Below are 22,824 nucleotides of genomic sequence, written 5' to 3'. Positions count from 1 at the left end.
CAAGCAACCTTTAAGTCCGTCCTGTGAGGCGGGGAAGGAGGCGGCACCCATGACTGACGACACCTCCACGGCCGGTCCCGCGACGGGACCCGCGGCCGCGCGCGTCATCCTCTCGGCAGCCGACATCGACCGCGCCCTGACGCGCATCGCCCACGAGATCCTCGAGGCCAACAAGGGCAGCTCGGACCTCGTCCTGCTCGGCATCCCGCGCCGCGGCTATCCGCTGGCGCAGCGGATCGCCGCCAAGATCGCCGCGACCGACACCGGCTTCGACGCCGCCGCGAGCCTCGGCCAGCTCGACGTCACGATGTTCCGCGACGACCTGCGCAGGAACCCCGCCCGCGCCCCCCGGCCGACCCGCATCCCCGTGCAGGGCATCGACGGGCGCACCGTGGTCCTCGTCGACGACGTGCTGTACTCCGGGCGCACCGTGCGCGCCGCCCTCGACGCCCTCGTGGACGTCGGGCGCCCCCGCGTGGTCCGCCTCGCCGTGCTCGTGGACCGAGGCCACCGGGAGCTGCCCATCCGCGCCGACCACGTGGGCAAGAACCTGCCCACCTCCTCCCAGGAAAAGGTCCGGGTCCGGCTGGCCGAGACCGATCCGGAGCCGCGCCCCGCCGAGAACGCCGACTGCGTGGTCATCGAGACCAGCGCGCCGGGAGCCGGCGCGTGAGGCACCTGCTGTCCACGAAGGACCTCACCTACGACGCCGCCCTGACGGTCCTGGACACCGCCGACCAGATGGCCGCGGTGGGCCAGCGCTCCGTCAAGAAGCTCCCCGCGCTGCGCGGCCGCACCGTGGTCAACCTCTTCTTCGAGGACTCGACCCGCACCCGCATCTCCTTCGAGACGGCCGCCAAGCGCCTGTCCGCGGACGTCCTCAACTTCTCCGCGAAGGGATCCTCGGTCTCGAAGGGCGAGTCCCTCAAGGACACCGCCCAGACCCTCGCGGCGATGAGCGCCGACGCCGTGGTGATCCGGCACTCGGCCTCCGGCTCCCCGCAGCAGCTGGCCGAGTCCGACTGGATCGACGCCGCCGTGGTCAACGCCGGCGACGGCACCCACGAGCACCCCACGCAGGCCCTGCTCGACGCCATGACCCTGCGCCAGCACCGCGCCCGCACCGAGGGCCGCGACAGCACCCGCGGGCTCGACCTCGAGGGCATGCACGTGGTGATCGTCGGCGACGTCCTGCACTCCCGGGTGGCCCGCTCCGACCTGTGGCTGTTCACCACCCTGGGCGCCCGCGTGACGTTCGTGGCCCCGCCGACCCTGCTGCCGGTCGGCATCGCGGACTGGCCGTGCCGGGTGGTGTTCTCCCTCGACGAGGCGCTGCGGCCCGCCCCGGACGCCGTGATGATGCTGCGCGTGCAGCGGGAGCGGATGCACGCCGCGTTCTTCCCCACCGCCCAGGAGTACGCCCGGGAGTGGGGGCTGACGCCCGAGCGGGTCGCCGCCCTCGACGACGCCGGGGCGAGCACGGCCATCATGCACCCGGGACCCATGAACCGCGGCCTGGAGATCTCCTCGGCCGCGGCGGACTCCCCGCGATCCACGGTCCTGGACCAGGTGCGCAACGGCGTCTCCGTGCGGATGTCGGTGCTCTACCTGCTGCTGTCCGGCGACGACCTCGACCCCACCTCCACCCCGCACCCCCAGGAGCGCTGAACCCCGTGACCTCGTACCTCATCCAGGGCGCCCGGCTGCTCGGCGAGCAGACCGCCGACATCCTCGTCGAGGAGGGCGTCATCCGGCGCATCGGCCCCGACCTCGCCGCGACGGCGGGCGACGCCCGCGTCCTCGACGCCACCGGGCTCGTGGCGCTGCCCGGGCTCGTGGACATCCACACGCACCTGCGCGAGCCGGGCCGGGAGGACGCCGAGACCGTCGAGACCGGCACCCGGGCCGCCGCGCTCGGCGGCTACACCGCGGTCTTCGCCATGGCCAACTCGGACCCCGTGGCGGACACGGCCGGCGTCGTGGAGCAGGTGCACGAGCTGGGCCGCTCGGCGGGCTGGGTCGACGTGCGGCCCGTGGGCGCGGTCACCGTGGGCCTGAAGGGCGAGCGGCTGTCCGAGATCATGGCGATGGCCGAGTCCCGCGCCGGCGTGCGGATGTTCTCCGACGACGGCATGTGCGTGCACGACCCGGTGCTCATGCGCCGGGCCCTCGAGTACGTCAAGGGCTTCGACGGCGTCGTGGCCCAGCACGCCCAGGAGCCCCGGCTGACGGAGGGCGCCCAGATGAACGAGGGCTCCGTGTCGGCAGAGCTCGGGCTGACGGGCTGGCCCGCCGTCGCGGAGGAGGCCATCATCGCCCGCGACGTGCTGCTCGCCGAGCACGTGGGCTCCCGCGTGCACATCTGCCACCTCTCCACCAGGGGCTCCGTGGACATCGTGCGCTGGGCCAAGCAACGGGGCATCGACGTCACCGCCGAGGCCACCCCGCACCACCTGCTGCTCACCGACGAGCGGGTCCGCAGCTTCGACCCGGTGTACAAGGTCAACCCGCCGCTGCGCACGGACGAGGACGTGCACGCCCTGCGCGAGGCGCTGGCCGACGGCACCATCGACGTGATCGGCACCGACCACGCCCCGCACCCGGCCGAGGACAAGGAGTGCGAGTGGGCCTGCGCGGCCAACGGGATGACCGGGCTGGAGACCGCCCTGTCCGTGGTGCAGCTGAGCCTCGTCGACACCGGCCTGCTGACCTGGCGGGACGTCGCCCGGATCACCTCGGCGACCCCCGCCCGGATCGGGCGCCTGAGCAGCCAGGGCCGGCCGCTCGAGGAGGGCGAGCCCGCGAACATCACCCTGTGGGACCCGGCCGCGACCACCGTGGTGGACCCCGCCCGGCACGCGTCCAAGGGCCGCAACAGCCCCTACCGCGGCATGGAGCTGCCCGGCGCTGTCCGCGCCACCTTCTTCCGCGGCCACCCCACCGTGCTCGACGGGGCGCTCAACACCCCCGCCCCGACCGCCTGACCGCGCCGACCCCTTCCACCGCCCGGAGGCCCCCGTCCCATGGACCAGCTCACCACCGTGCTCGTCACGGTCCTCATCCTGGCCGTGCTCTTCGCCCTGCTCCGCCGGGGCTGGACCACGCGCGTGCGACGCCAGTCCGGAATCGCCGCGCCGCCCGCGCCGCCGGCGGGGATCGAGGAGCGCGAGCCCCGGCTCGTGGTGCCGGGCATGTACGTGAGCACCACGGAGACCGGTGCCCCCCTCGAGCGGATCGCCGCCCACGGGCTGGGCGTCCGCGCCCGGGCGACGGCCCTGGTCCTCGACGACGGCGTGCTCCTCGACCGGCAGGGCGCCCCGGCGCTGTTCGTCCCCGCCGCGGACCTCGTGGCCGTGGGCACCAGCTCCGGCATGGTCGGCAAGTTCGTGGAGAAGGACGGGCTCGCCGTGCTCACCTGGAAGCTGGGCTCCACCGTGGTGGACACCGGCTTCCGCACCCAGCGGGCCGAGGACAAGCAGCGCCTCCTCGCCGCCGTGGAGGCGATCGCCCCGGCACCGCACTCCTGACCTCCGGCGGCACCCGCCGCCGCCCCGCCTTCCCGACCCACAGATCTGATCTGACCGAACGTGAGGACGACCCTTGAGCTCGATCACCACCGACCCCGCCGTGCTCGTCCTGGAGGACGGCCGCGTCTTCCGCGGCCGCGCCTACGGCGCGCGCGGCACCGCCCTCGGCGAGGCCGTGTTCTCCACCGGCATGACCGGCTACCAGGAGACCATCACCGACCCGTCCTACGCGGGCCAGCTCGTCGTGCAGACCGCCCCGCACATCGGCAACACCGGCGTCAACGCCGCCGACGCCGAGTCCCGGCGGATCTGGGTGTCCGGCTACGTCGTGCGCGACGCCGCCCGCCGCCCGTCCAACTGGCGCTCCGAGGGCACCCTCGACGAGCAGCTGGCGGCGCAGGGCGTCGTCGGCATCCAGGACGTCGACACCCGGGCCATCACCCGCCACCTGCGGGACCGCGGCGCGATGCGCGGCGGGATCTTCTCCGGGGACGCCGCGCTGCGCCCCGACGCCGAGCTCCTGGCCGAGGTCGGCGCCGCCGAGCGGATGGAGGGGCGCCGACTCGCCGAGACCGTCTCGATCCGGCAGGCCTACGTCGTCGAGCCCGCCGAGCACGGCTGGACCGGCGAGGTGCTGCACGAGCTCGTGGCGGTGGACCTCGGGATCAAGTCGATGACCCCGCACCGCTTCGCCGAGCGCGGGGTGCGCGTGCACGTGGTGCCGGCCGACACCGGGTTCGAGCAGATCCGGGCCCTGGCCCCGCGCGGGGTGTTCTTCTCCAACGGCCCCGGCGACCCCGCCACGGCCGAGCAGCAGGTGGAGACGCTGCGGGAGGTGCTGCGCGCGGGCATCCCGTTCTTCGGCATCTGCTTCGGCAACCAGCTGCTGGGCCGGGCCCTGGGCTTCGGCACCTACAAGCTCGTCTTCGGCCACCGGGGGATCAACCAGCCCGTGCTGGACCGCAGGACCAGGCGCGTGGAGATCACCGCCCACAACCACGGCTTCGCCGTGGACGCGCCCCTGGACGGCCCGGTCGAGGCGCCCCTGGGCGAGTTCGGGCGCGTCGAGGTCAGCCACGTGTGCCTCAACGACGACGTGGTGGAGGGCCTCAACTGCCTCGACCTGCCCGCGTTCTCGGTGCAGTACCACCCGGAGGCCGCCGCCGGTCCGCACGACGCCTCCTATCTCTTCGGCCGGTTCATCGAGCTGATGGACAGCCACCGGGACGGCCGCGCCGACCCGGCCGTCGACAACGCCGTCCCCGGCGGCGCCCAGGGCGCCCAGAGCGCCGAGGACACCCCGAACGCACAGGAAGAAGGGCAGAACTGACATGCCGCGCAGGACAGATCTCACCAGCGTTCTGGTCATCGGCTCCGGGCCGATCGTCATCGGACAGGCCGCGGAGTTCGACTACTCGGGCACCCAGGCCCTCCGGGTGCTCAAGGAGGAGGGCCTGCGGGTCATCCTCGTGAACTCCAACCCGGCCACCATCATGACCGACCCCGAGTTCGCCGACGCGACCTACGTGGAGCCCATCACCCCCGCGGTGGTGGAGAAGATCATCGCCAAGGAGCGGCCCGACGCCGTGCTGCCGACCCTGGGCGGGCAGACGGCGCTCAACACGGCGATCGCCCTCGACGCCAACGGCGTGCTCGAGAAGTACGGGGTGGAGCTGATCGGCGCCAACGTGGAGGCCATCAACCTGGGCGAGGACCGGGAGAAGTTCAAGGGCGTCGTGGAGCGCTGCGGCGCGGAGTCCGCCCGCTCCGTCATCGTGCACTCCATGCCGGAGGCCCTGGCCGCCGCGGAGCAGCTGGGCTACCCCATGGTGGTCCGCCCGTCCTTCACGATGGGCGGGCTGGGCTCGGGCATGGCCTACGACGAGGAGGACCTGCACCGCATCGCCGGCGCCGGCATCCAGTACAGCCCCACCTCCGAGGTGCTCCTCGAGGAGTCCATCCTCGGCTGGAAGGAGTACGAGCTGGAGATGATGCGCGACAAGCACGACAACGTCGTGGTCGTGTGCTCCATCGAGAACTTCGACGCCGTGGGGGTGCACACCGGCGACTCCATCACCGTGGCCCCGGCCATGACGCTGACCGACCGCGAGTACCAGAACCTGCGGGACATCGCGATCGCCGTGATCCGCGAGGTCGGCGTCGACACCGGCGGGTGCAACATCCAGTTCGCGATCGAGCCGGACACCGGCCGCGTCGTCGTCATCGAGATGAACCCGCGCGTCTCCCGCTCCTCGGCCCTCGCCTCCAAGGCCACCGGCTTCCCGATCGCCAAGATCGCCACGAAGCTGTCGCTGGGCTACACCCTCGACGAGATCCCCAACGACATCACCCGCAAGACCCCCGCCTCCTTCGAGCCGACGCTGGACTACGTCGTCGTGAAGATCCCGCGCTTCGCGTTCGAGAAGTTCCCGGCCGCGGACCCCACGCTGACCACCACCATGAAGTCGGTCGGCGAGGCCATGGCGATCGGGCGCAACTTCACGGAGGCGCTGCAGAAGGCCATGCGCTCCCTCGAGCAGAAGGACTCCAGCTTCTCCTTCATGCGCCCCGAGCTCGACGACGACGCCCTGACGCGGCTCGTCGACGCCACCCGGACGCCCACCACGGAGCGGATCCGGCAGGTCCAGCAGGCCCTGCTGGCGGGCGCGTCCGTGGAGCGGCTCTACGAGGCCACCGGCATCGACCCCTGGTTCCTCGACCAGCTGGTGCTGCTCAACGAGGTCTCCGACGTCGTGCGCCAGGACGCCGACCTCACGGTCCGCACCCTGCGCCTGGCCAAGCGGCACGGCTTCTCCGACGCGCAGATCGGCGAGCTCGCCCACCTGTCCGAGGACGTCGTGCGCGGCGTGCGCCACGCCCTGGGCATCCGGCCCGTGTTCAAGACCGTCGACACGTGCGCGGCGGAGTTCGAGGCGTTCACCCCGTACCACTACTCCTCCTACGACGAGGAGAGCGAGGTCGGCCGGCACGAGCGGCCCTCGATCATGATCCTGGGGTCGGGGCCGAACCGGATCGGGCAGGGCATCGAGTTCGACTACTCGTGCGTGCACGCGTCCATGGTGCTGCGCGAGGCCGGGTACGAGACCGTCATGGTCAACTGCAACCCGGAGACCGTCTCCACCGACTACGACATCTCCACGCGGCTGTACTTCGAGCCGCTGACCTTCGAGGACGTCATGGAGGTCGTCGAGGCGGAGCGGCGCACGGGCGGGCTGCTGGGGGTCTTCGTGCAGCTGGGCGGGCAGACCCCGCTGAAGCTCGCCGCCCAGCTCAAGGCCGCGGGCGTGCCGATCCTCGGCACCACCCCGGAGGCCATCGACCTCGCCGAGGACCGCGGGGAGTTCGCCCGCGTGCTCGCCGAGGCCGGTCTGCGCCAGCCGAAGAACGGCACGGCGTCCACCTTCGAGGGCGCCAAGCGGATCGCGGACGAGATCGGCTACCCGGTGCTGGTGCGCCCCTCCTACGTGCTCGGCGGCCGCGGCATGGAGATCGTCTACGACGAGCCGGCCCTGGCCCGCTACCTGCAGAACGCCACCGAGGTCTCCGCCTCGCGGCCCGCGCTGATCGACAAGTTCCTCGAGGACGCCATCGAGATCGACGTGGACGCCCTCTACGACGGCCGGGAGCTCTACGTGGGCGGGGTCATGGAGCACCTCGAGGAGGCCGGCATCCACTCCGGGGACTCCGCGTGCACCCTGCCGTCCATCACCCTGGGCCCGGACGTGGTCGAACGCGTGCGGGAGGCCACCCTGGCCATCGCCCGCGGGGTGGGCGTGTGCGGGCTCATCAACATCCAGTTCGCCGTGGCCTCCGACATCCTCTACGTCATCGAGGCGAACCCGCGGGCCTCCCGCACCGTGCCGTTCGTCTCCAAGGCCACGGGCGTGCAGCTGGCCAAGGCCGCCGCGCTCATCGGCACCGGCACGACCATCGCCGAGCTGCGGGCGCAGGGCCACCTGCCCCAGCGGATCGACGGGTCCACGCTGCCCGCCTCGGCCCCGGTGGCCGTGAAGGAGGCCGTCCTGCCCTTCGCGCGGTTCCGCACCGCCGAGGGGGCCGTGGTCGACTCCCTGCTCGGCCCGGAGATGCGCTCCACCGGCGAGGTCATGGGCTTGGACAAGTACTTCGACACCGCCTTCGCCAAGGCACAGGCCGCGGCGAACGTGTCCCTGCCCACGTCCGGGCGGATGTTCGTCTCGGTGGCCAACAAGGACAAGCGCTCCTCGATCGCCTACGTGCGGATGTTCCGCGACCTCGGCTTCGAGATCCTCGCCACCGGCGGGACCGCCGACGTGCTGCGCCGCAACGGCATCGAGTCCACCCTGGTCCGCAAGATCCGGGAGACGGCCCCCGGCGAGCGGACCATCGTGGACCTCATCGGGGACGGGGAGATCGACCTGATCTTCAACACCCCGGCCGGCGGCGCCGCCCGCGGCGACGGCTACGAGATCCGCGCGGCGGCGACCAGCGTGGGCGTGCCCCTGATGACCACGGTCTCCGTGCTGGGCGCCGCCCTGCAGGCCGTCACCGCGCTGCGCGCCTACTCGTGGGACGTGACGAGCCTGCAGGAGCACGAGCAGCGCCTGGAGGCCCTCGTCGGCGCGGACGAGCCCGAGGTCGTCCGTGCCTGAGGTTCCCGCCCGGCCCCCCGCGCCCGGCCGCACGCCCTTCGGGTCGCGGCTGGGCGCGGCGATGGACGAGCACGGGCCGCTGTGCGTGGGCGTCGACCCGCACCCCGTGCTGCTGGACGCGTGGGGGCTGCCCCGCACCGCCGAGGGCCTGCGGCGGTTCACGCTGACGGTCCTGGAGGCGGCCGCGGGGCACGCCGCCGCGCTCAAGCCCCAGGTGGCGCTCTACGAGCCCTACGGCGCCGCAGGCTTCGCCGTGCTCGAGGAGCTGTTCGTGCAGGCGCGGTCCGCGGGCCTGCTGACGGTCGCCGACGCCAAGCGCGGGGACATCGGTTCCACGATGGAGGCCTACGCGGCCGCGTGGCTGGGGGAGGAGTCCCCGCTGGCGGCGGACGCCGTGACCCTGAGCCCCTACCTCGGCTTCGAGTCGCTGCGCCCGGCCCTGGACCTGGCGGCCCGCACCGGCCGCGGGACGTTCGTGCTGGCGCTCACCTCCAACCCCGAGGGCCGCTCCGTCCAGCACGTCGGGGGCCGGGAGTCGGTGGCGGCCTCCGTGTGCGCCGCGGCCGCCGCCGAGAACGCCCGGTTCCCGGGAACCGGGGGGCAGCCCGCCGCCCGGGCCGGCCTGGGCTCCTGCGGGCTCGTGGTGGGCGCCACGGTCGGCAGGGCCCTCACCGAGCTCGGCATCGACCTGACGGCCGTGCGCGGCCCGTTGCTCGCCCCCGGCTACGGCGCCCAGGGCGCCCGCGCCGAGGAGCTCCCGGCCGTGTTCGGCGCCGCGGGCGGGCAGGTGCTCGCGGCCTCGAGCCGGGCGATCCTGCGCCGGGGGCCGGACGCCGCGGCCCTGCGGGAGGCGGTCCGCCGCTCCGCCGGGGAGCTGGCAGGCGCGCTGGGCTGAGCCCCGGACGGGTCGGCGGGCCCGCTCCGGCCGGTCGCCCGGCGACGACACCCCTGGTCACGCCACGGTCGTGTCGCCTTGCGAAGCATCGATCTTCATGTAGTTTCTTTAGCAAACGGGCTGTCCGTCCTCTCGCGGGACGGGGGCTGCAGTCCGTGGCGACGAGGAGGAACCACATGGCACTGCGTCCGTTGACCGACGACGAGCGAGCCGCCGCGAGGGAGAAGGCCACCCGGGCACGGACGGCGCGCGCCGAGGTGAAGAAGGGGCTGCGCGAGCGCCGCATGACGGTGGCCGAGATCCTCGAGCGGGCGGACCGGGACGAGGCCGTGAGCCGGCTCAAGGTCTCGGACCTGCTCGAGGCCACCCCCGGCATCGGCAAGGTCCGCTCCGCGGCGATCATGGACGAGATCGGCATCGCCCGCACCCGGCGCCTGCGCGGGCTCGGCGTGCACCAGCGCAAGGCGCTCATCGAGCACCTCGACCGCTGAGGTCCGCGGGCGGGGCGCGAACGGCCCGGGCGCGATCCGCTAGATTGGGGGAAACACCCCAGTCCCAGGAGGATGCCCGTGAGCCCCGACGCGCCCCGCGCCGCGCGCCCGTCCCTGACCGTGCTCGCCGGCCCCACTGCCGTGGGCAAGGGCACGGTCTCGACCTACGTCCGGGATCACTACCCGCAGGTGTGGCTGTCCGTGTCCGCGACCACCCGGGGCCCCCGCCCCGGGGAGGTCGACGGCATCCACTACTTCTTCGTCTCCGACGAGGAGTTCGACGCCATGGCCCGCGACGGCCGGCTGCTCGAGTGGGCCGTGGTGCACAACTCGCACCGCTACGGCACCCCGCGCTCCACGGTGGAGCAGGCCCTCGCGCGCGGGCGCAGCGTCCTGCTCGAGATCGACCTGCAGGGCGCCCGGCAGATCCGCGACACCATGCCGGAGGCCAATTTCGTCTTCCTCGCCCCGCCCAGCTGGGACGAGATGGTCGCCCGGCTCGTCGGCCGTGGCACCGAGACGGCGGCCGAACAGCGGGTCCGGCTGGAAACCGCTAAACTGGAGCTCGCGGCAGAGCCGGAGTTCGACCACACCGTGATCAACGACCGGGTCGAGCGCGCCGCCGCCGAACTCGTGCAGCTCATGGGGGTCGACCCCGAGCCGGCACCCTGAGACCCGTCCACCCCGTCTGGAGCAATCGCTTGTCTACCCACACCGAAGGCATCATCAACCCGCCGATCGACGCCCTGCTGAAGAAGTCCGACTCCAAGTACGGGCTCGTGATCTTCGGCGCCCGGCGGGCGCGGCAGATCAATGCCTACTACTCGCAGCTGCACGAGGGCCTGTTCGAGTACGTCGGTCCCCTCGTGGACACCCAGCTCAACGAGAAGCCGCTGTCCATCGCGTTCCGCGAGATCGACGAGGGCCTCATCGAGGGCCGCCCGGTCGAGCACGCCGGCTTCGCCGAGAACGGCCAGCTCACCACGGAGGCCGACCTCGCCGCCGACGTCTTCGGCGCCGACTTCTTCGCCCAGGGCACCGAGGAGAGCACCGTGGACTTCTCCGGGGACGCCCCCTTCTCCGGCGGCACCTCGGTGGACTTCTCCTCGGGCGCCGACACCCCGGTCGAGCCGCTGGGCGACCTGCCCGGCGGCGGCGAGGACAACCCCCCCAACGGCGCCGGCGACGCCGCGGACGCCGCTCCGGAGGAGCCGGGGCGGGAGCCCGGGGACCTCCAGGACCTGTGAGCCGGCCGGCACCCCGGCGGCGGGGCGCGGCGGCATGAGGATCGTCCTCGGCATCGGCGGGGGCATCGCCGCGTACAAGGCGGCGCTGCTGCTGCGCCTGTTCACCGAGGGCGGCCACACGGTGGTGCCCGTGCCCACCGCCGCCGCGCTGCGCTTCGTGGGCGCCCCGACCTGGGAGGCGCTCTCGGGGCAGCGGGTCAGCACGGACGTCTTCGACCGGGTGGACGAGGTCAACCACGTCCACCAGGGCCAGTCCGCCGACCTCGTCGTCGTCGCCCCGGCGACCGCCGACCTGCTGGCGCGCGCCGCCCACGGGCACGCCGACGACCTGCTCACCACCACGCTGCTCGCCACGCGCGCCCCGGTGCTGTTCGCCCCGGCGATGCACACCGAGATGTGGCTCAACCCCGCCGTGCAGGCCAACGTCGCGACGCTGCGCGCCCACGGGCACACCGTGCTCGAACCCGCCGACGGCCGGCTGACCGGCCCCGACTCCGGCCCCGGCCGGCTCCCCGAGCCCGAGACCGTCCGTGACGCCGCGCTGCGCCTGGCCGGGCGCGGCGACGCCCCCGCGGGCCCGTTGGCCGGCACCCGGGTGCTCGTGAGCGCGGGCGGCACCCGCGAGCCGCTGGACCCCGTGCGGTTCCTGGGCAACCGCTCCTCCGGCAAGCAGGGCGTGGCGATCGCCGCCGCCGCCCGGGACGCCGGCGCCGCGGTGACCCTCGTGGCCGCCCACCTGGAGACCCCGGTGCCCGCCGGCGTCGAGGTCGTGCACGCGGGCACCGCCGAGCAGCTGCGCCGGGCCTGCGTGCGCGCCGCCGCGCGGGCCGACGTCGTGGTGATGGCGGCCGCGGTGGCCGACTACCGCCCCGCGCGGATCGCCGACGCCAAGCTGAAGAAGGCCGAGGACGGGACCAACCCCGTGCTCGAGCTGGTGCGCAACCCCGACGTCCTGCGGGAGCTCGTGGACCTGCGCAACACCGCCCGGCGCCGCCAGCTCCTCGTCGGCTTCGCCGCCGAGACCGGTGACGCCGACACCGACCCGCTGACCTACGGCCGCCGGAAGCTCGTGCGCAAGGGCTGCGACCTGCTGGCCGTCAACCACGTGGGGGAGAACCTGGTCTTCGGCCAGGACACCACCGCGCTGACCGTGCTCAGCGCCACCGGCGCCCCCGAGCAGGTGCTCGAAGGGTCCAAGGCCGACGTGGCCCGAGGGCTCGTGGCGCGGATCGCGCAGGAACTGGCGGGCGTCCGCGCCTGAACCGGCCTCCGGGCCCGGGCCGGCGGGCGCGGACGCCGGTCGGCGCTGCGCCGTCCGGGGCGCCCGGTAGTGTGGTCTCCCGTGAGCGAGACGACCCAGCACCTGAGACTGTTCACCTCCGAGTCCGTCACGGAGGGACACCCCGACAAGATCTGCGACCAGATCAGCGACTCCATCCTGGACGACCTCCTGCGCCAGGACCCCGAGTCCTCGGTGGCGGTCGAGACCATGGTGACCACCGGGCTGGTGCACGTCGCCGGCGAGGTGAAGACCCGCGGGTACGTGGAGATCCCCAACGTGGTGCGCAAGACGCTGCTCGACATCGGCTACAACTCCTCGGTGCACGGCTTCGACGGCGAGTTCTGCGGGGTGTCCATCAGCGTGGGCGAGCAGTCCCCGGAGATCTACGAGGGCGTGTTCCAGTCCCTCGAGGTCCGTGAGGGAACCGCCCGCGACGCCCGCGACGCCCAGGGCGCCGGCGACCAGGGCATCATGTTCGGCTACGCGTCCAACGAGACCGAGGTGCTGATGCCGGCGCCGATCTTCCTCGCCCACCGCCTCTCCGAGCAGCTCACCCGCGTGCGCAAGACCGCGGTGCTGCCCGGCCTGCGCCCCGACGGCAAGACGCAGGTCACCCTGGGCTACGACGGCGACCGCCCCGTGGCCGTGGACACCGTGGTGGTCTCCGCCCAGCACGTCGAGGGCTACGACCTCGACCAGCTCGCCTCCGACCTGCGGCAGAGCGTGATCAGCCCCGTGCTCGAGGAGTCCGGGCTGGACCTGTCCGGCACCCAGGTCATCATCAACCCGGCCGGCAACTTCGTCCGGGGCGGGCCCGTGGGGGACGCGGGCCTGACCGGGCGCAAGATCATCGTGGACACCTACGGCGGCATGGCCCGCCACGGCGGGGGCGCCTTCTCCGGCAAGGACCCCTCGAAGGTGGACCGCTCGGCCGCCTACGCGATGCGCTGGGTCGCCAAGAACGTGGTGGCGGCCGGTCTGGCGGACCGCGTGGAGGTCCAGGTCGCCTACGCGATCGGGCGTGCCGCCCCCGTCGGGCTCTACGTCGAGACCTTCGGCACCGAGAAGGTCGACCCCGCCCGGATCGAGCGTGCCATCCGCGAGGTCTTCGACCTGCGGCCGCTGGCCATCATCGAGGACCTCGACCTCAAGCGCCCGATCTACGCGCGCACCGCCGCGCACGGGCACTTCGGCCGCGCCGACACCGAGTTCACCTGGGAGCGCACCGACCGCGTCGCGGACCTGCGGTCGGCCGCCGGGGTCTGACCGTGGACCCGGAGGACGCCGGTGCCGCCGCGGAGGGCCCGCGGCAGCTGTCGCTCCTCTCGGGCTTCCCGCCCCGGCCGCCCCGCGAGGACGCGAAGGGCGTGGGCGCGGTGCTGCCGGCCGAGCACGACCCCGTGGCCCGGGTGCTGCTGGACACCCACGTCCCGCACCTCGACCGCCCGTTCGACTACCTCGTGCCGGCCGAGCTGGCCGCGGCGGCGGTGCCGGGCGCCCGCGTCAAGGTCGGCTTCGGCGGCCAGGAGCTGACGGGCTACGTGCTCGAGCGCACCGCCGGCTCCGAGGTCATGCACCGGATCCAGCCCCTGCGCCGGGTCATGTCCCCGCTGCCGGTGCTCGCCCCCGAGATCGCGCGGCTGGCCGAGGACGTCGCCGCCCGCTCGGCCGGGACGGCAGCGGACGTCGTCCGGGTGGCCGTCCCGCCCCGCGTCGCCCGCGTCGAGAAGGAGGTCGAGCAGCGGCTGGCCGAGGCCCCGCGCCACTCCACCGGGCTGTCCCCGCACGCCCCGGGCCCCTCCCACGACGCCGCGCTGGCGGACTACGCCGGCGGTCCGAGGTTCCTGGCGGAGCTGGCGGCGGGGGCCTCGCCCCGGGCCGTGGTCGAGGTGCTGCCCGCCCATCCCGCCCACGACTGGACGGACGTCCTCGCCGCCGCCGTCGGGGCGGCGTGGCGGGCCGGCCGCGGGGCGGTCGCCGTGGTCCCGGACCAGAAGGCGCTGGCCCGGCTCGAGCGCTCGGTCGTGGACGAGATCGGCGGGGAGCACCTCGTGCGCCTGCACGCCGAGGACGGCCCCACCCCGCGCTACCGGGCGTTCCTCGCCGCCGCCACCGGCCAGGTCCGGGTGGTGCTCGGCACCCGCTCCGCCGCCTACGCGCCGGTGGACGACCTCGGGCTCGTGGCCTGCTTCGACGACGGGGACGAGAACCTCGTGGAGCAGCGCGCCCCCTACCAGCACGTCCGGGACGTGCTGCTGCTGCGCGCCGGGCGCAGCGGGTGCGCCGCCTTGTTCGCCGGTCACGCCGTCAGCCCCGAGGCCCAGCGGCTCGTCGGCTCGGGGTGGGCCCGCCGGATCGCCCCCCCGCGGGACGTGCTGCGCGTCCACACGCCCCGGATCGTCTCCACCGCGGACTCCTTCCACGCCGCCCGGGACCCGCTGGCCTCCCGGGCGCGGCTGCCCGAGACCGCCTACCGCGCCGCCCGCGAGGCCCTCGAGCGCGGCCCCGTCCTGGTCCAGGTCGCCCGCGCCGGCTACGCCCCGCACCTCGCGTGCGAGCGCTGCCGGGAGCCCGCCCGCTGCACCGCCTGCGACGGGCCCCTCGGGGTCGTGTCCCGGCGCGGGGCGCCCCGGTGCGGCTGGTGCGGCCGCTCGGCGCACTCCTGGTCCTGCGCCGCGTGCGGGTCCCCGCGGATGCGCCTGGTCACCGTCGGGGCGCTGCGCACCGCCGAGGAGCTCGGGCGGGCGTTCCCGAAGGTGCCGGTCGTGGCGTCCTCGGGCGACGCGGTGCGCGCGGAGGTCCCGGGCGCCCCCGCCCTCGTCGTGGCCACCCCGGGGGCCGAGCCGGTCGCGGAGGGCGGCTACGCGGCGGCCCTGCTGCTGGACGGCAACCAGATGCTCATGCGCCCCGCCCTGCGCGCCGCGGAGCAGACGCTGCGCCGGTGGTTCAACGCGGCCGCGCTCGTGCGCCGTGCCCGGGACGGCGGGACCGTGGTGGTCACCGCCGAGCACGAGGCCGCGGTGGGCGCGCTCGTGCGGTGGGACCCGGCCGGGTACGCCGAGCGCGAGCTCGTGGAGCGCCAGTCCCTGGGCCTGCCCCCGGCGGTGCGCTCGGCGGCCGTGACGGGCCCGGCCGCGGCGGTCGCGGCGTTCCTGGCCGACCTCGAGCTGCCGCCCGCCGTGCGGGTCATCGGTCCCACGCCCCTGGAGGACCACGAGCCCGGTCCGGACGGGGAGCCCGCCCCGCACCGGGCCCTGCTGTTCTTCGGCTACGGCGTGGCCGGCGAGGTCACCCGCCGCCTGCGGGCCACCCGGTCCAAGGCCTCCGCGCTGCGCAAGCACCCCCCGGTGCACGTGCGCTGCGACGTCACCGACCTGCTCTGAGGCCCGCCGGCCCGGAGCCGCCCGCGGGCGGCGGTCCGCCCGCTGCGGAACCGGGTGTTGGCGCGCGGGCCGCGGTGTGGTTGGTTGGTGTCCTGGGGCCGCGCCGCGGCCGGGAGTCGGAGGCCACCGTGGGCGAAGAGGTCAGTTCCCGCAGCTACACGCGCGAGCAGCGCCAGCGCTACCGGGAGAAGGTCCGTGCGGACCTCGACGTGTTCGAGCAGATGCTCGCCCGCTCCTCGTTCGAGTTCGACCGGCCCATGACGGGCCTGGAGATCGAGCTCAACCTCGTCGACGGGCAGTTCGACCCGCACTTCCACAACGACGAGGTGCTCGCCGCGATCGCCGATCCCGGGTACCAGACCGAGCTGGCGCGGTACAACATCGAGCTCAACGTCCCCCCGCGCCCGCTGCCCGGGCGGGCCGCGCTCGAGCTCGAGGAGGACCTGCGCGCCTCGCTCAACGCCGCGGACGCCGCCGCCCGCGGGGTCGGCTCGCGGATCGTGACGATCGGGATCCTGCCGACCCTGCGGCCGGAGCACTACGAGCAGGAGTGGATCAGCGACAACAACCGCTACACGGCGCTCAACGACTCCATCTTCGTGGCCCGCGGCGAGGACATCCGGCTCGAGATTGCTGGTCCCACCGGCGAGCGCGTCGACACGTGGTGCGACTCGATCGCCCCCGAGTCGGCGTGCACCAGCGTCCAGCTGCACCTGCAGGTCACCCCCGCGCAGTTCGCCGCGCACTGGAACGCCGCCCAGGCGCTGGCGGCACCCCAGGTCGCCCTCGGCGCCAACAGCCCGTACTTCTACGGCCGGCGGCTCCACGCCGAGACCCGGATCGCGCTGTTCACCCAGGCCACGGACACCCGCCCGATCGAGCTGAAGAACCAGGGGGTGCGCCCCCGGGTCTTCTTCGGCGAGCGCTGGATCACCTCGATCTTCGACCTGTTCGAGGAGAACGTCCGCTGGTTCCCGGCGCTGCTGGCCGAGTGCTCCGCGGAGGACCCGGCCGCGAAGCTGCGGGCCGGGCTCGCCCCGGACCTTCCGGAGCTGCGGTTGCACAACGGGACGGTGTACCGCTGGAACCGGCCGATCTACGACGTCGTCGACGGGCGCCCGCACCTGCGGGTGGAGAACCGGGTGCTGCCCGCGGGCCCGACGATCACCGACGTGATGGCCAACGCCGCGTTCTACTACGGGGCCGGGCGCGTGCTGGCCCGGCAGGAGCGGCCGGTGTGGACGCGGATGAGCTTCCCCGCCTGCGCCGAGAACTTCGCCCGCGCGGCCCGGGACGGCATCGACGCCCGGTTCTACTGGCCGGGCTTCGGGGAGGTCAGCGCCGACGAGCTCGTGCTGCGCCACCTCCTCCCGCTGGCCCACCAGGGCCTCGAGGAGTGGGGGGTCGCCCCGGAGGTGCGCGAGCGCTACCTGGGGATCATCGAGGGCCGGTGCGTCTCCGGGGTCAACGGGGCGGTGTGGCAGACCCGGGCGGTCGAGCACTTCGAGCGCCACGGCGCCGACCGGCCCACCGCGCTGCGCCGGATGCTGCAGGCCTACGCGGAGCACATGGACGACAACGAGCCGGTGCACACCTGGTCGGTGCCCTAGCTGTCGAGATGAGGGCGACATTGGACAATCCTCGGGAAACCCGGGTTCGAACTCGTGCAGGGCCTATCTAGCCGTGCATGGCAGCAGTCTGAGCACCCGAACCGGTGCGCAGTGACTCGACCGCTCAACCGATGTGCGGCGTCTTCGCAGGCCGAGCGACAGTGCGGTGAGAGTCGTCTTCAGTTCTCAGGCGATGTCTGCACGTTTTCCGATGGCCCCGGGCGCGGTCCGGATCGGGTTGGGTCGTACGGGCGCATTCGTGAGCAGTCCTCGGCTGTCAGTCCGTCCATGGCGAATCGGGCCAGCAGGGAGCACCGGTTCTGCCTGGTGTCGGTCCCGTGGACGCTCGACGGGGAGTTCGTGCGGGTAGGACCTATGTGTGGAATTCCCGCCCCGTCCATCCCCGCTGCCCCGGGCCTACTGCCCGCTGCGGTCCGAGCCGCCACGGGGCAACAGCTGTCCAGGAGAGTCTCATGGGGGCTGCTGACGATCACCGGAGAACACAAGGGCAGGACCGAGGTCGTATGGAACCGCTTGTAGTCGGGGGCCCTCAGTCTGCTGGAGGCGATTAAGCAGATCACCTCCCTTTTGTTGCCCACATGCCGTCTGCACGACGTCCGAACGGCCAGGTATCAATGTGGCCGCTCCATCGGGGAAGGTGCGATCGAGAACTCCGTCTCCCTCTTGGACCAGCAAGATCTGCAACGTTTGCGCTTCGACACGCTGGACGCCCAGGAGAAGTATGAGGTCACCGGCGCCCACCCCCACCCGCTCCTGCGCCGTGTATCTGCATCAGAAGAAGAGCGAAGTGAAGCAAAACGCTCGACGTACCGCACGCGATGGGATGCGAGACGTCTCGTCCGGAGAATTTGCGGTCGCATGTTCCTGTGGTTCGGTGTGTCTCGCATCCTTGTGCTTTATCCATGCTCCTGGAATCGGATGCTCAACGTTGGCTGCGAGACAGATGGAGTGGACGTGGGGAAGCTGATCGGATACGCCCGGATGTCGACGCGGCAGCAGGACGCAGACCGTCAAGTGTCCGACCTGCTGACCGCCGGCGTGCGGCGTGATGACCTCTATGTGGACCATGGAGTGTCTGGAGGACGTGCTTCGCGCCCGCAGTTCGACCGGGCGGTGGCCGCGCTCGAGGAGGGCGACACTCTGGTGATCACCACGCTGGACCGGCTGGGACGCTCGACGCAGAACATGCTGGTCTTCGCCGAGGCGCTGTGGGGGAGGGGAGCCGGCCTGCGGGTGCTGAACCTCGGTGGGGGAGACGTGGACACGGCCACCCCGATGGGGTCGATGGTGTTCACCGTGATGGCCGCCCTGGCCCAGATGGAGTTGGAGATCAAACGCGAACGGGTCGCCGACTCGGTGGCCAAACGCCGGGCCGCCGGCAAGGACCTCGGCGGGCGCCGGCAGACCTTCACCGACTCCCAGATCCGCAATGCCCTCCGGCTGATCGACGGTGGGGAGCCGGCCACCCAGGTCGCCCGCGACCTGGGCATGTCCAGGCCCACCCTCTACCGGCGGATTCGGGAGCTGCCGCAGACTACGGCCATCTGAGCTCTCAATGGGGGATTTTGGTGGTCTCCCGTTGGATGGTGGGGTAGATCATTGTCCGGGACACCCCGAACAGCTCCGCCGGCTCGGTCCTGTTGTGCTCGCGCTGCTCGTGCAGCGCCATGAGATGGCGCCGCTGCAGGATCGAGAGCTTTGGCTGCTTGCCGCGCAGCCGGCCCTTGGCCCGGGCGAGGGACATGCCCTCGTGGGTGCGCATCCGGATCAGGTCGGACTCGAACTCCGCGACCATGCTCAGCACGTTGAACAGCAACCGGCCCACCGGATCCGTCGGGTCGTACTGACTGCCGCCCGGGGAGGGCACCACACCCTTGGTGGTGAGCTCATCGGCGGTGCCCCGGGCATCCGGCACCGACCGGGCCAGGTGATCCAGCTTGGTGACCACCAAAGTGTCCCCCGGCCAGCAAGCAGCCATCGCCTCCCGCAACCCCGGGCGGGTCCGGTGCGCCCCGGCCGGACCGTGGTCCACGCAAATCCGGTCCTCGGCCACCTCCAGGTGCAGCAGCGCCTTGCGCTGCACGGTGAGGTCCTGCTCGATGGTGGGGTCGCGGGCGTACCCGACCTTCTTCCCCGCCATGCATCCAGTGTTGCGCAGAACGGGCACCGGGTTCTGTTGATCGATGCAACACCTTCTCCGGAGGTGTTCCCATGTCATTGCCCTTGTCCTCGCCTGCGGGCCAGCGTTTCCTCGCCTCGCTCCGGAAGGGGTGCGGGCTCAGACAATCCGTACGCCATGCTGAGGTGCACCAGGGGGTGGAGTGCCGATGGCCGAAGGCGCCGTATCTGCAGGTGCGCCGCGATGAGCATCCCGTGCAACCGTCTGCTCCTTTCCGTGTGCCGGCATGTGTGCAGGGTGAACAAGCCCCGACAAATCCGGTTTTGCGACCAGGAGTACGTGGCCACCGCTGGGGTTGTCGCCCACATCGACTCCTGCCATGACCGGTTCGGAGTCGAGCCGATGGGCGACGCCGCCTCGCCTTGCGTATTTTCCTTGCAGGTTATTTAACCAATAGGTATAGTTCGATTATGACCACTGCTCAATTGGATGCGACATTCCTGGCACTGGCCGACCCCACCCGTCGGGCCATCATCGACCGGCTCGCGCTGGGCGATGCCACGGTGAACGAGTTGGCCGAGCCGTTCGCCATGACACTCCCGGCAGTGTCAAAGCACCTCAAGGTCTTGGAACGCTGCGGGCTGATCTCGCGCTCACGCCGCGCCCAGTTCAGACCGTGCCGCCTCGAAACGGCCGCCCTCGACGCCGCTGAATCGTGGATCGAAGAGAACCGCCGTCTCTGGTCCGATCGTTTCGACAAGCTCGACTCCCACCTGCGCGACATCCAGGACCCCGAGGAGGCCCCGCAATGACGAATGACCCCGCAGCATGCACCGACGACCCTGCACAACCCACCGGAGAACTCAACTTCTCCCGGATATTCAAGGCACCGCCGGCCCTCGTCTTCCGATGCATGATCGACCCACAGCACCTCACGCACTTCTGGGGCCCCACCGGAACGACCACCCCGATCGACGGCATCGTGATCGACCCCCGCCCAGGCGGGGTATTCGAGACGATGATGGTCAACGACAGAGACGGCAGCCGATACCGGATGCGCGCAGTCTTCGATGAGGTCACCGAACCCGAGCGGCTGGTCTGGACCGACGTCGACTCCGGCATGGTCACCACAATTGACTTCACCGACTTGAGTGACGATCGCACCGAGGTGCACATCCGTCAGGCCCGCGTTCCCGGACCCATCATGGCAGCCGACGCGCAGGCCGGCTTTCTCACCTCGCTCGATCGTTTCACCGCGTACGCGAAAACCCTCACCGAACCAGCCAGCGATCCCGCAATTCGACGGAGGACCCAATGACTACGGTGCATTCAGCAGATGGAACCCCGATCGGCTTCGACCATCACGGATCCGGCTCTGCGCTCGTCCTGGTGCTCGGGGCCTTCAACGACCGCTCGGCCGGAGAAGCTCTGGCCGCCCACCTCGCCCCACATTTCACCGTCATCAACTACGACAGGCGGGGCCGCGGGAACAGCGGTGACACGCTGCCCTACGACGTGGATCGCGAGGTCGAAGATCTGGCAGCGATGATCGAGGTGGCCGGCGGCAGCGCAGCGGTGTTCGGATACTCCTCCGGTGCCGTCCTGGCCATGATCGCCGCCGAGAAGGGCTTGCCCATCACCGGGCTCGCCCTCTACGACCCGCCGTTCCCGCTCGAGGACAAGTCTGCGGAGTTCTTCGATCAGCTGGCGGCCGACATCCGCACGGCACTGACGGAGGGCAGGCGCGGCGACGCTGTCGAACTATTCCAGACCCGAGCCGTCGGCATCCCACCAGAGGTCGTCGCGCAGATCCGTCAGGCGCCGGTCTGGTCGGCATTGGAACAGATCGCTCCCACACTCGAGTACGAGTCCATCATCCTTGCCGCCGATCCCGGTCTGCCGGAACGCGTCGTCGCCTCCGCTCTCGTGATCGCCGGATCCGACAGCCCGCCCAGCGTCACTCAGGCGGCCAAGACACTGGCCAACCGCCTTCCCGATGGCTCGCTCTACGTCCTCAAGGGCCAGTCCCATGACATCGTCGCCGATGAAGTGGGTCCTGTTATTGCGCGGTTCCTGGCAACCGATCCGGACCGGGCCTCCGTCACCGCGTCCGATGACTCATAAAGGACGGGACCGCTCATGACCAGCACCCATGTTCTCAATGTCCCCGGGGCACGCCTGTACTACGAAGTCCGCGGTACGACGGGTCCGTTGTTGCTGATCACGGCAGCGCCGATGGCAGCTGCGGCCTTCGCTCCGCTGGCCGAGGCGTTAGCGGGCGACCACACCGTCGTCACTCACGACCCGCGGGGCATCTCAAGAAGCACCCTCGACGACCCCGAGCGGGACTCCACCCCTGAGGTGCGGGCGGACGACGTCGCCGCCCTCATCAACGCCCTCGGCGCCGAAACCGCCGACGTGTTCGGCACCAGCGGTGGAGCGGTGACAGGGCTGGCGCTGGTCGCTCGGCATCCCGGGCGGGTGCGCACCCTGATCGCCCACGAACCTCCGCTGCTGGAGTTGCTGCCCGAGGCGGCAGAGCGGCGCCTCTGGATCGAGGACCTCATCGACACCTTCCACCGGGAGGGACAAGGGCCGGCATGGAAGGAATTCTTGGCCGCCGCCGAATTCGACGACAGCGACGACGTCCATGCCGAGCCGCCGAGGGAGCCCTCGGCGCAGGCTCTCGCCGACGGCGCACACTTCTTCGCCCACGAGATTCGGGGCACTACCCGCTATGTCCCCGACATCGCCGCGCTGAAGGCCATACCGACCCGCATCATCGTGGGCATCGGGTCCGATTCGGGCGGGTTGGACACCTATCGTGCATCAACGGCACTGGCGCAGTTGCTCGGCACACGGCCGGTCGAATTCCCCGGCGACCACGCAGGCTTCCTCGCCCAGCCCCAGAATTTCGCCACAACACTGCGCGCGGTCCTGACGGACGAAGGAGCGTAGGAGCCATTCACACCCTGGAACGCCTCTCGGTCGTCATCGGCAGCCACGGAGATGGGAAAAGACACCCCTTCGATCACGGAGTGCCGTCGGAGCGTCGATCGAGATCATTGTCGCCTCGATCGTCGACCCCCTGCGATCGGCCCACCCCGCGGGATCGAACGTCGATCGTCGTGGCTCCGCACCGCCGGTGGACGAATTCAAGACGCCACGCCCCGTGCATTCAAAGCTGCTGTGGGACACGGTCAGGGCCATTCAGCAAACCAACGGGCATCACAGATCCTGGCTGCAGTCATCACCGAGTCCCACGATCGCATTGTGATCATCGAAAAGGAAGCACCCTAAATGATCATCATCGCCGGATATTTTCAACTGGATGCTTCCGACCGGGATCGATACGTTGACGCACACGTCGAACTCGTCGTACGTGCCCGTCAGACAGAAGGATGCGTGGACCTGGCCATCAGTGCCGACCCTGTCGACCCGACCCGTGTCAACAACTATGAGCTGTGGGACAACGAAGAGGACCTCTTGGCGTGGCGCAGCGTAGCAAACCCACCTCGGCTGGAACTCGATTTTCGAGGCGGCCACATGGCCAAGTACTACATCGCCAAGACCGGTCCAGTTTTCGGCTGAGCGGGC

Annotated in this window: 21 protein-coding genes; 20 read left to right on the top strand and 1 reads right to left on the bottom strand. The window is 71.7% G+C overall.

What is annotated here, in order from left to right:
- The first annotated feature begins 49 nt into the window (after window positions 1-49).
- The 15 genes from pyrR (at window position 50) to ABD220_RS06820 (ending at window position 18,656) form a co-directional block, all read left to right on the top strand.
- A complete protein-coding gene (pyrR, locus tag ABD220_RS06890) occupies window positions 50-673 on the top strand; it encodes a bifunctional pyr operon transcriptional regulator/uracil phosphoribosyltransferase PyrR (protein WP_344121018.1) in 624 nt (207 codons plus the stop codon).
- Window positions 670-1,668, top strand: coding sequence for an aspartate carbamoyltransferase catalytic subunit (locus tag ABD220_RS06885; protein WP_344121017.1), 999 nt, complete (start codon window positions 670-672; stop codon window positions 1,666-1,668). Before pyrR ends, ABD220_RS06885 begins: the two co-directional genes overlap by 4 nt.
- A 5-nt stretch (window positions 1,669-1,673) precedes the next feature.
- Window positions 1,674-2,984, top strand: a complete 1,311-nt coding sequence (locus ABD220_RS06880) for a dihydroorotase (RefSeq protein WP_344121015.1) — start codon at window positions 1,674-1,676, stop codon at window positions 2,982-2,984.
- A 39-nt stretch (window positions 2,985-3,023) separates the two neighbouring features.
- The gene (locus ABD220_RS06875) at window positions 3,024-3,527 is read left to right on the top strand and encodes a PH-like domain-containing protein (RefSeq protein ID WP_344121013.1); all 504 of its coding nucleotides are present in this window, start codon (window positions 3,024-3,026) and stop codon (window positions 3,525-3,527) included.
- A gap of 73 nt (window positions 3,528-3,600) precedes the next feature.
- A complete protein-coding gene (gene carA, locus ABD220_RS06870; RefSeq protein WP_344121011.1) occupies window positions 3,601-4,857 on the top strand; it encodes a glutamine-hydrolyzing carbamoyl-phosphate synthase small subunit in 1,257 nt (418 codons plus the stop codon).
- Between the two features lies 1 nt (window position 4,858).
- Window positions 4,859-8,179 (top strand): carbamoyl-phosphate synthase large subunit, encoded by a 3,321-nt coding sequence (gene carB, locus ABD220_RS06865; protein ID WP_344121009.1) that lies wholly within the window; start codon window positions 4,859-4,861, stop codon window positions 8,177-8,179.
- A complete protein-coding gene (pyrF, locus tag ABD220_RS06860; protein WP_344121007.1) occupies window positions 8,172-9,074 on the top strand; it encodes an orotidine-5'-phosphate decarboxylase in 903 nt (300 codons plus the stop codon). The genes carB and pyrF overlap by 8 nt, the downstream gene beginning before the upstream one ends.
- Before the next feature lie 176 nt (window positions 9,075-9,250).
- Window positions 9,251-9,565 (top strand): integration host factor, actinobacterial type, encoded by a 315-nt coding sequence (gene mihF, locus ABD220_RS06855; protein ID WP_344121006.1) that lies wholly within the window; start codon window positions 9,251-9,253, stop codon window positions 9,563-9,565.
- Window positions 9,566-9,637: 72 nt separating this feature from the next.
- Entirely contained in the window at window positions 9,638-10,237 is a 600-nt protein-coding gene (gene gmk, locus ABD220_RS06850; protein ID WP_344121005.1) for a guanylate kinase, read from the top strand.
- A 29-nt stretch (window positions 10,238-10,266) separates the two neighbouring features.
- Window positions 10,267-10,812: a DNA-directed RNA polymerase subunit omega gene (gene rpoZ, locus ABD220_RS06845; protein WP_344121003.1), complete on the top strand. Its 546-nt coding sequence runs from the start codon at window positions 10,267-10,269 to the stop codon at window positions 10,810-10,812.
- 34 nt (window positions 10,813-10,846) lie between these two features.
- Window positions 10,847-12,073 (top strand): bifunctional phosphopantothenoylcysteine decarboxylase/phosphopantothenate--cysteine ligase CoaBC, encoded by a 1,227-nt coding sequence (coaBC, locus tag ABD220_RS06840; protein ID WP_344121002.1) that lies wholly within the window; start codon window positions 10,847-10,849, stop codon window positions 12,071-12,073.
- An 81-nt stretch (window positions 12,074-12,154) separates the two neighbouring features.
- A complete protein-coding gene (metK, locus tag ABD220_RS06835; RefSeq protein ID WP_344121000.1) occupies window positions 12,155-13,360 on the top strand; it encodes a methionine adenosyltransferase in 1,206 nt (401 codons plus the stop codon).
- 2 nt (window positions 13,361-13,362) lie between these two features.
- Window positions 13,363-15,477: a primosomal protein N' family DNA-binding protein gene (locus ABD220_RS06830; protein WP_344120999.1), complete on the top strand. Its 2,115-nt coding sequence runs from the start codon at window positions 13,363-13,365 to the stop codon at window positions 15,475-15,477.
- Window positions 15,478-15,605: 128 nt separating this feature from the next.
- On the top strand, window positions 15,606-17,087 hold the full coding sequence (locus ABD220_RS06825; protein WP_344120998.1) for a glutamate-cysteine ligase family protein: 1,482 nt from the start codon (window positions 15,606-15,608) through the stop codon (window positions 17,085-17,087).
- A gap of 975 nt (window positions 17,088-18,062) precedes the next feature.
- The gene (locus tag ABD220_RS06820; RefSeq protein ID WP_344121284.1) at window positions 18,063-18,656 is read left to right on the top strand and encodes a recombinase family protein; all 594 of its coding nucleotides are present in this window, start codon (window positions 18,063-18,065) and stop codon (window positions 18,654-18,656) included.
- Between the two features lie 4 nt (window positions 18,657-18,660).
- Here ABD220_RS06820 and ABD220_RS06815 read toward each other — a convergent pair whose 3' ends face one another.
- The gene (locus tag ABD220_RS06815; RefSeq protein ID WP_344120997.1) at window positions 18,661-19,248 is read right to left on the bottom strand and encodes a recombinase family protein; all 588 of its coding nucleotides are present in this window, start codon (window positions 19,246-19,248) and stop codon (window positions 18,661-18,663) included.
- A 449-nt stretch (window positions 19,249-19,697) separates the two neighbouring features.
- Between ABD220_RS06815 and ABD220_RS06810 the strand changes: the two genes are divergently transcribed.
- The 5 genes from ABD220_RS06810 (at window position 19,698) to ABD220_RS06790 (ending at window position 22,818) form a co-directional block, all read left to right on the top strand.
- A complete protein-coding gene (locus ABD220_RS06810; protein ID WP_344120996.1) occupies window positions 19,698-20,039 on the top strand; it encodes an ArsR/SmtB family transcription factor in 342 nt (113 codons plus the stop codon).
- A complete protein-coding gene (locus ABD220_RS06805; RefSeq protein ID WP_344120995.1) occupies window positions 20,036-20,545 on the top strand; it encodes an SRPBCC family protein in 510 nt (169 codons plus the stop codon). The genes ABD220_RS06810 and ABD220_RS06805 overlap by 4 nt, the downstream gene beginning before the upstream one ends.
- Window positions 20,542-21,351 (top strand): alpha/beta fold hydrolase, encoded by an 810-nt coding sequence (locus ABD220_RS06800; RefSeq protein ID WP_344120993.1) that lies wholly within the window; start codon window positions 20,542-20,544, stop codon window positions 21,349-21,351. Before ABD220_RS06805 ends, ABD220_RS06800 begins: the two co-directional genes overlap by 4 nt.
- Before the next feature lie 15 nt (window positions 21,352-21,366).
- Entirely contained in the window at window positions 21,367-22,185 is an 819-nt protein-coding gene (locus tag ABD220_RS06795; protein ID WP_344120991.1) for an alpha/beta fold hydrolase, read from the top strand.
- Window positions 22,186-22,527: 342 nt separating this feature from the next.
- Complete coding sequence (locus tag ABD220_RS06790) at window positions 22,528-22,818, top strand: putative quinol monooxygenase (RefSeq protein ID WP_344120989.1); 291 nt, start codon at window positions 22,528-22,530, stop codon at window positions 22,816-22,818.
- Window positions 22,819-22,824: the final 6 nt, after the last annotated feature.

Source organism: Kocuria aegyptia (assembly GCF_039530085.1).
Lineage (GTDB): Bacteria > Actinomycetota > Actinomycetes > Actinomycetales > Micrococcaceae > Kocuria > Kocuria aegyptia.
This window is presented reverse-complemented; position numbering and strand designations above follow the sequence as displayed.

Coding starts and splice junctions, on each gene's coding strand:
- ABD220_RS06790 (WP_344120989.1), top strand. CDS start 22,528: ATGATCATCATCGCCGGATATTTTCAACTGGATGCTTCCGACCGGGAT.
- ABD220_RS06810 (WP_344120996.1), top strand. CDS start 19,698: ATGACCACTGCTCAATTGGATGCGACATTCCTGGCACTGGCCGACCCC.
- gmk (WP_344121005.1), top strand. CDS start 9,638: ATGCCCGTGAGCCCCGACGCGCCCCGCGCCGCGCGCCCGTCCCTGACC.
- ABD220_RS06795 (WP_344120991.1), top strand. CDS start 21,367: ATGACCAGCACCCATGTTCTCAATGTCCCCGGGGCACGCCTGTACTAC.
- ABD220_RS06805 (WP_344120995.1), top strand. CDS start 20,036: ATGACGAATGACCCCGCAGCATGCACCGACGACCCTGCACAACCCACC.
- carB (WP_344121009.1), top strand. CDS start 4,859: ATGCCGCGCAGGACAGATCTCACCAGCGTTCTGGTCATCGGCTCCGGG.
- coaBC (WP_344121002.1), top strand. CDS start 10,847: ATGAGGATCGTCCTCGGCATCGGCGGGGGCATCGCCGCGTACAAGGCG.
- ABD220_RS06875 (WP_344121013.1), top strand. CDS start 3,024: ATGGACCAGCTCACCACCGTGCTCGTCACGGTCCTCATCCTGGCCGTG.
- pyrR (WP_344121018.1), top strand. CDS start 50: ATGACTGACGACACCTCCACGGCCGGTCCCGCGACGGGACCCGCGGCC.
- ABD220_RS06815 (WP_344120997.1), bottom strand. CDS start 19,248: ATGGCGGGGAAGAAGGTCGGGTACGCCCGCGACCCCACCATCGAGCAG.
- ABD220_RS06800 (WP_344120993.1), top strand. CDS start 20,542: ATGACTACGGTGCATTCAGCAGATGGAACCCCGATCGGCTTCGACCAT.
- mihF (WP_344121006.1), top strand. CDS start 9,251: ATGGCACTGCGTCCGTTGACCGACGACGAGCGAGCCGCCGCGAGGGAG.